2 protein-coding genes are annotated in these 1,001 nt (G+C 70.3%); both read right to left on the bottom strand.

All coding sequences use genetic code 11. The features are described 5' to 3' along the window. On the bottom strand, nucleotides 1-701 hold a 701-nt coding region (locus ACWELQ_RS46310), incomplete at its 3' end, for an SDR family NAD(P)-dependent oxidoreductase (protein WP_452403290.1). A 24-nt stretch (nucleotides 702-725) separates the two neighbouring features. Beyond that, nucleotides 726-1,001, bottom strand: a 276-nt coding sequence (locus tag ACWELQ_RS46305) for a lipocalin-like domain-containing protein (RefSeq protein WP_452403289.1), incomplete at its 5' end; no start/stop codon positions are given.

Below are 1,001 nucleotides of genomic sequence, written 5' to 3'. Positions count from 1 at the left end.
ACGAAGCCGCTGGCGGCGGAGTCCAGCAGGGTGAGCACCGGTCCGGCCACCTCCTCGGCGGTCGCGATGCGCTTGACCACATTGGTGGCGAGCACGGCCTGTTCGAGCCCGGGAATCGCCTCCGCACCCGCGCGGAAGCCGGGGGTCTCGGTGATGCCCGCGCACACGGCGTTGACGCGAATCCCCATGGGCCCCAATTCACTCGCCCACGTCGGCACCAGATAGTGCAGGGCCGCCTTGGTGGCCCCGTAGATCCCGGTGCCCGGTGCGGGCTTGCGGCCGATGGACGAGGAGATCACCACGATCGCCGAGGACGGCTGTTTCGCCAGCGCCGGCGCGGCCGCGGCGACGGTGGCGATGGTGCCGCGCAGATTCACGTCGATGACGCGGTCGACCTCCTCCATCGGCTGCGCGAAAACCACACCGGGAATGAGGATTCCGGCATTGCACACCACCAGATCGAGACTGTCGCCGATCTGGAGGGCGTGGTCGACGGCCCGGCGCGCCGCTTCCGGGGCCGAGATGTCCCCACTGGACCACGACGCCCCCGCCCCGAGCCGCCCGACGGCCGCGGTCAGGGCCGCTTCCCGCCGCGCGGTCAGGATCACTTTCGCGCCCTCGGCGACCAGTGCGGCCGCGATGGCGAAGCCGATGCCTTCGCTGGATCCGGTGATCAGCGCGGTCTTACCTTCGAAGCGCATGACGCTCCTGTACTGCTGTGAGGTTCATTGTTCCTTCTCGGAGTGGAGATCGATCGGTGTGGCGGCAGGAATGCCGCCGGTCTTGCGCCACCGCACGATGCGGCCGTTGTCGGGGTCGGTGCGGATGGTCAGCAGGTCGTCGGCCAGCTCGGCCACCCGAATCTGTTCCGCGCCCACCCAGTCCGGGCGGGAGGAGACCAGAATCAGGTGGCGCAGCACGCCGTCGGTGAGGCGCCAGCGGCCGCCGTATCCCATGTAGCCGGGGCCCGCGCCGGGCGCGGTGCGCATCATGCCGACCGC

Source organism: Nocardia sp. NPDC004722, assembly GCF_053601505.1.
The sequence above is the reverse complement of the archived record's forward strand: the minus strand, read 5'-3'. Positions and strand labels throughout refer to the sequence as shown.